The sequence below is a fragment of the Curtobacterium pusillum genome (assembly GCF_007680845.1).
Classification (GTDB): Bacteria; Actinomycetota; Actinomycetes; order Actinomycetales; family Microbacteriaceae; genus Curtobacterium; species Curtobacterium pusillum_B.
In genome coordinates, this window is record NZ_VEIY01000016.1 from 1 (window position 1) to 5166 (window position 5166).

A 5166-nucleotide genomic window follows, 5' to 3' on the forward strand; every position below is an offset into this window, starting at 1 on the left:
ATTTTTTTACGGAGAGTTTGATCCTGGCTCAGGACGAACGCTGGCGGCGTGCTTAACACATGCAAGTCGAACGATGATGCCCAGCTTGCTGGGTGGATTAGTGGCGAACGGGTGAGTAACACGTGAGTAACCTGCCCCTGACTCTGGGATAAGCGTTGGAAACGACGTCTAATACTGGATACGACTGCCGGCCGCATGGTCTGGTGGTGGAAAGATTTTTTGGTTGGGGATGGACTCGCGGCCTATCAGCTTGTTGGTGAGGTAATGGCTCACCAAGGCGACGACGGGTAGCCGGCCTGAGAGGGTGACCGGCCACACTGGGACTGAGACACGGCCCAGACTCCTACGGGAGGCAGCAGTGGGGAATATTGCACAATGGGCGAAAGCCTGATGCAGCAACGCCGCGTGAGGGATGACGGCCTTCGGGTTGTAAACCTCTTTTAGTAGGGAAGAAGCGCAAGTGACGGTACCTGCAGAAAAAGCACCGGCTAACTACGTGCCAGCAGCCGCGGTAATACGTAGGGTGCAAGCGTTGTCCGGAATTATTGGGCGTAAAGAGCTCGTAGGCGGTTTGTCGCGTCTGCTGTGAAATCCCGAGGCTCAACCTCGGGCTTGCAGTGGGTACGGGCAGACTAGAGTGCGGTAGGGGAGATTGGAATTCCTGGTGTAGCGGTGGAATGCGCAGATATCAGGAGGAACACCGATGGCGAAGGCAGATCTCTGGGCCGTAACTGACGCTGAGGAGCGAAAGCGTGGGGAGCGAACAGGATTAGATACCCTGGTAGTCCACGCCGTAAACGTTGGGCGCTAGATGTAGGGACCTTTCCACGGTTTCTGTGTCGTAGCTAACGCATTAAGCGCCCCGCCTGGGGAGTACGGCCGCAAGGCTAAAACTCAAAGGAATTGACGGGGGCCCGCACAAGCGGCGGAGCATGCGGATTAATTCGATGCAACGCGAAGAACCTTACCAAGGCTTGACATACACCGGAAACGGCCAGAGATGGTCGCCCCCTTGTGGTCGGTGTACAGGTGGTGCATGGTTGTCGTCAGCTCGTGTCGTGAGATGTTGGGTTAAGTCCCGCAACGAGCGCAACCCTCGTTCTATGTTGCCAGCGCGTTATGGCGGGGACTCATAGGAGACTGCCGGGGTCAACTCGGAGGAAGGTGGGGATGACGTCAAATCATCATGCCCCTTATGTCTTGGGCTTCACGCATGCTACAATGGCCGGTACAAAGGGCTGCGATACCGTAAGGTGGAGCGAATCCCAAAAAGCCGGTCTCAGTTCGGATTGAGGTCTGCAACTCGACCTCATGAAGTCGGAGTCGCTAGTAATCGCAGATCAGCAACGCTGCGGTGAATACGTTCCCGGGCCTTGTACACACCGCCCGTCAAGTCATGAAAGTCGGTAACACCCGAAGCCGGTGGCCTAACCCTTGTGGAAGGAGCCGTCGAAGGTGGGATCGGTGATTAGGACTAAGTCGTAACAAGGTAGCCGTACCGGAAGGTGCGGCTGGATCACCTCCTTTCTAAGGAGCATCTGGTTCCAGCTTGCTGGGATCCAGGCGCCGGATCGAGACGAACGTTCTCGCCGGTAGCTCATGGGTGGAACATTGACAGTGCAGTCGGGAGCGCGTCTTCCGGTCCTAGTACGCCAGCCTTTCGGGGGTGGTTGGAGGGGGTCGGGGGTGAGCGGGTCGGCTGGTGCACGTTGTTGGGTCCTGAGGGACCAGGCTTCCCGAACCCGTGTTGGGTTTGGGGGTTGAGCCGGCGGAGTGATCCGCAGGGTTCTTCGATGGGCCACGTGAAGCTGGGAGCGGTTGCTTCCGGGGGAGTGTGGTGCCGATCGTATGTTGAGAACTACACAGTGGACGCGAGCATCTTAGATCGCTCGTGACGATGACCAGCCCTTGTGGTTGGTGATTGTTCGAGTCGATCGCAATTTTAATCTTTGTGGTCAAGTTTCTAAGAGCAAACGGTGGATGCCTTGGCATCTGGAGCCGAAGAAGGACGTAGAAATCTGCGATAAGCCTCGGGGAGCTGATAATCGAGCTGTGAGCCGAGGATTTCCGAATGGGGAAACCCCGCTGGGCGTCTTGTGCGACCTGGTGACTCCCGCCTGAATATATAGGGCGGGTAGAGGGAACGTGGGGAAGTGAAACATCTCAGTACCCACAGGAAGAGAAAACAACATGTGATTCCGTGAGTAGTGGCGAGCGAAAGCGGATGAGGCTAAACCGATCATGTGTGATAGCCGGCGGGCGTTGCATGGTCGGGGTTGTGGGACACGTCGCTCAGTTCTGCCGGACTGGGGCGGTTACAGCGCATCATAGTCGAACCGGTTTGAAAGCCGGGCCGTAGTGGGTGCCAGCCCCGTAGACGAAATGGTGTTATGGCCGGATGTGTATCCCAAGTAGCACGGGGCCCGAGAAATCCCGTGTGAATCTGTCAGGACCACCTGATAAGCCTAAATACTCCCAGATGACCGATAGCGGACAAGTACCGTGAGGGAAAGGTGAAAAGTACCCCGGGAGGGGAGTGAAATAGTACCTGAAACCGTTTGCTTACAAACCGTCGGAGCCTCCTTGTAGGGGTGACGGCGTGCCTTTTGAAGAATGAGCCTGCGAGTTAGTGATATGTGGCGAGGTTAACCCGTGTGGGGCAGCCGTAGCGAAAGCGAGTCTGAATAGGGCGATTCAGTCGCATGTCCTAGACCCGAAGCGAAGTGATCTATCCATGGCCAGGTTGAAGCGACGGTAAGACGTCGTGGAGGACCGAACCCACTTCAGTTGAAAATGGAGGGGATGAGCTGTGGATAGGGGTGAAAGGCCAATCAAACTTCGTGATAGCTGGTTCTCTCCGAAATGCATTTAGGTGCAGCGTTGCGTGTTTCTCGCCGGAGGTAGAGCTACTGGATGGCCGATGGGCCTCAACAGGTTACTGACGTCAGCCAAACTCCGAATGCCGGTGAGTGAGAGCGCAGCAGTGAGACGGTGGGGGATAAGCTTCATCGTCGAGAGGGAAACAACCCAGACTACCAACTAAGGCCCCTAAGCGTGTGCTAAGTGGGAAAGGATGTGGAGTTGCACAGACAACCAGGAGGTTGGCTTAGAAGCAGCCACCCTTGAAAGAGTGCGTAATAGCTCACTGGTCAAGTGATTCCGCGCCGACAATGTAACGGGGCTCAAGCACACCGCCGAAGTTGTAGATTTCGCACACCGACAAGCCTTCGTGGTTCAGTCGTGCGGAGTGGTAGGAGAGCGTCGTGTGGCGAGTGAAGCGGCGGAGTGATCCAGCCGTGGACGCTACACGAGTGAGAATGCAGGCATGAGTAGCGAAAGACGGGTGAGAAACCCGTCCTCCGAAAGACCAAGGGTTCCAGGGCCAGGTTAATCCGCCCTGGGTAAGTCGGGACCTAAGGCGAGGCCGACAGGCGTAGTCGATGGACAACGGGTTGATATTCCCGTACCGGCGAACAACCGCCCAAGCTAATCCAGTGGTGCTAAGAGTCCTAACCCGGCTGACCGGATCCCTTCGGGGTGATGGTGGCCGGTCTAACGCTCGACCCCATGCTGGTGCGGTTAGCGTATGAACAGGTGTGACGCAGGAAGGTAGCTGAGCCAGGCGATGGTATCCGTAAGGTGAACCTGGTGTAAGGATGTAGGGCTGACGATAGGCAAATCCGTCGTCTGTACGCCTGAGATCCGACGCGTACCCGTCAAGGGGAAATCAGTGATCCTATGCTGCCGAGAAAAGCATCGACGCGAGGTTGCAGCCGCCCGTACCCGAAACCGACTCAGGTGGTCAGGTAGAGAATACCAAGGAGATCGAGAGAATCGTGGTTAAGGAACTCGGCAAAATGCCCCCGTAACTTCGGGAGAAGGGGGGCCGGACACGTGATACGGACTTGCTTCGTTGAGCGTTGAAGGCCGCAGAGACCAGTGGGAAGCGACTGTTTACTAAAAACACAGGTCCGTGCGAAGTCGCAAGACGATGTATACGGACTGACGCCTGCCCGGTGCTGGAAGGTTAAGAGGAGGGGTTAGCCTTTGGGCGAAGCTCTGAATTTAAGCCCCAGTAAACGGCGGTGGTAACTATAACCATCCTAAGGTAGCGAAATTCCTTGTCGGGTAAGTTCCGACCTGCACGAATGGCGTAACGACTTCCCAGCTGTCTCAACCGCGAACTCGGCGAAATTGCACTACGAGTAAAGATGCTCGTTACGCGCAGCAGGACGGAAAGACCCCGTGACCTTTACTACAGTTTGGTATTGGTGTTCGGAGTGGCTTGTGTAGGATAGGTGGGAGACTGTGAAGCGGGCACGCTAGTGTTCGTGGAGTCATTGTTGAAATACCACTCTGGTCACTTTGGATGTCTAACGTAGGACCCTGATCGGGTTCATGGACAGTGCCTGATGGGTAGTTTAACTGGGGCGGTTGCCTCCCAAAGAGTAACGGAGGCGCCCAAAGGTTCCCTCAACCTGGTTGGCAATCAGGTGGCGAGTGTAAGTGCACAAGGGAGCTTGACTGTGAGACTGACAGGTCGAGCAGGGACGAAAGTCGGGACTAGTGATCCGGCAGTGGCTTGTGGAAGCGCTGTCGCTCAACGGATAAAAGGTACCTCGGGGATAACAGGCTGATCTTGCCCAAGAGTCCATATCGACGGCATGGTTTGGCACCTCGATGTCGGCTCGTCGCATCCTGGGGCTGGAGTAGGTCCCAAGGGTTGGGCTGTTCGCCCATTAAAGCGGTACGCGAGCTGGGTTTAGAACGTCGTGAGACAGTTCGGTCCCTATCCGCTGCGCGCGTTGGAAATTTGAGAAGATCTATCCCTAGTACGAGAGGACCGGGATGGACGAACCTCTGGTGTGTCAGTTGTTCTGCCAAGGGCACCGCTGATTAGCTACGTTCGGACCGGATAACCGCTGAAAGCATCTAAGCGGGAAGCCGTCTTCGAGATGAGATTTCCATGCACCTTGAGTGTGAGAGGCTCCCAGCAGACTACTGGGTTGATAGGCCGGATGTGGAAGCGGGGACTAACGACCCGTGGAGCTGACCGGTACTAATAAGCCGAAGACTTGACAACACAACTATTTCCGTGACCTTTGGGTCACGGGCTCGCGTCCACTTTGTGGTTCCCGACAGACGATCGGGAACTGAGAAACTGAA

General features: G+C 56.1%; 2 rRNA genes. Both read left to right on the forward strand.

What is annotated here, in order from left to right:
* The first annotated feature begins 5 nt into the window (after positions 1-5).
* Positions 6-1527, forward strand: a 16S ribosomal RNA gene (locus FS825_RS18420).
* Positions 1528-1953: 426 nt separating this feature from the next.
* Positions 1954-5083: ribosomal RNA gene (locus FS825_RS18425) — 23S ribosomal RNA — on the forward strand.
* The 16S and 23S rRNA genes sit together here, the layout of an rRNA operon.
* The last annotated feature ends 83 nt before the right edge of the window (positions 5084-5166 follow it).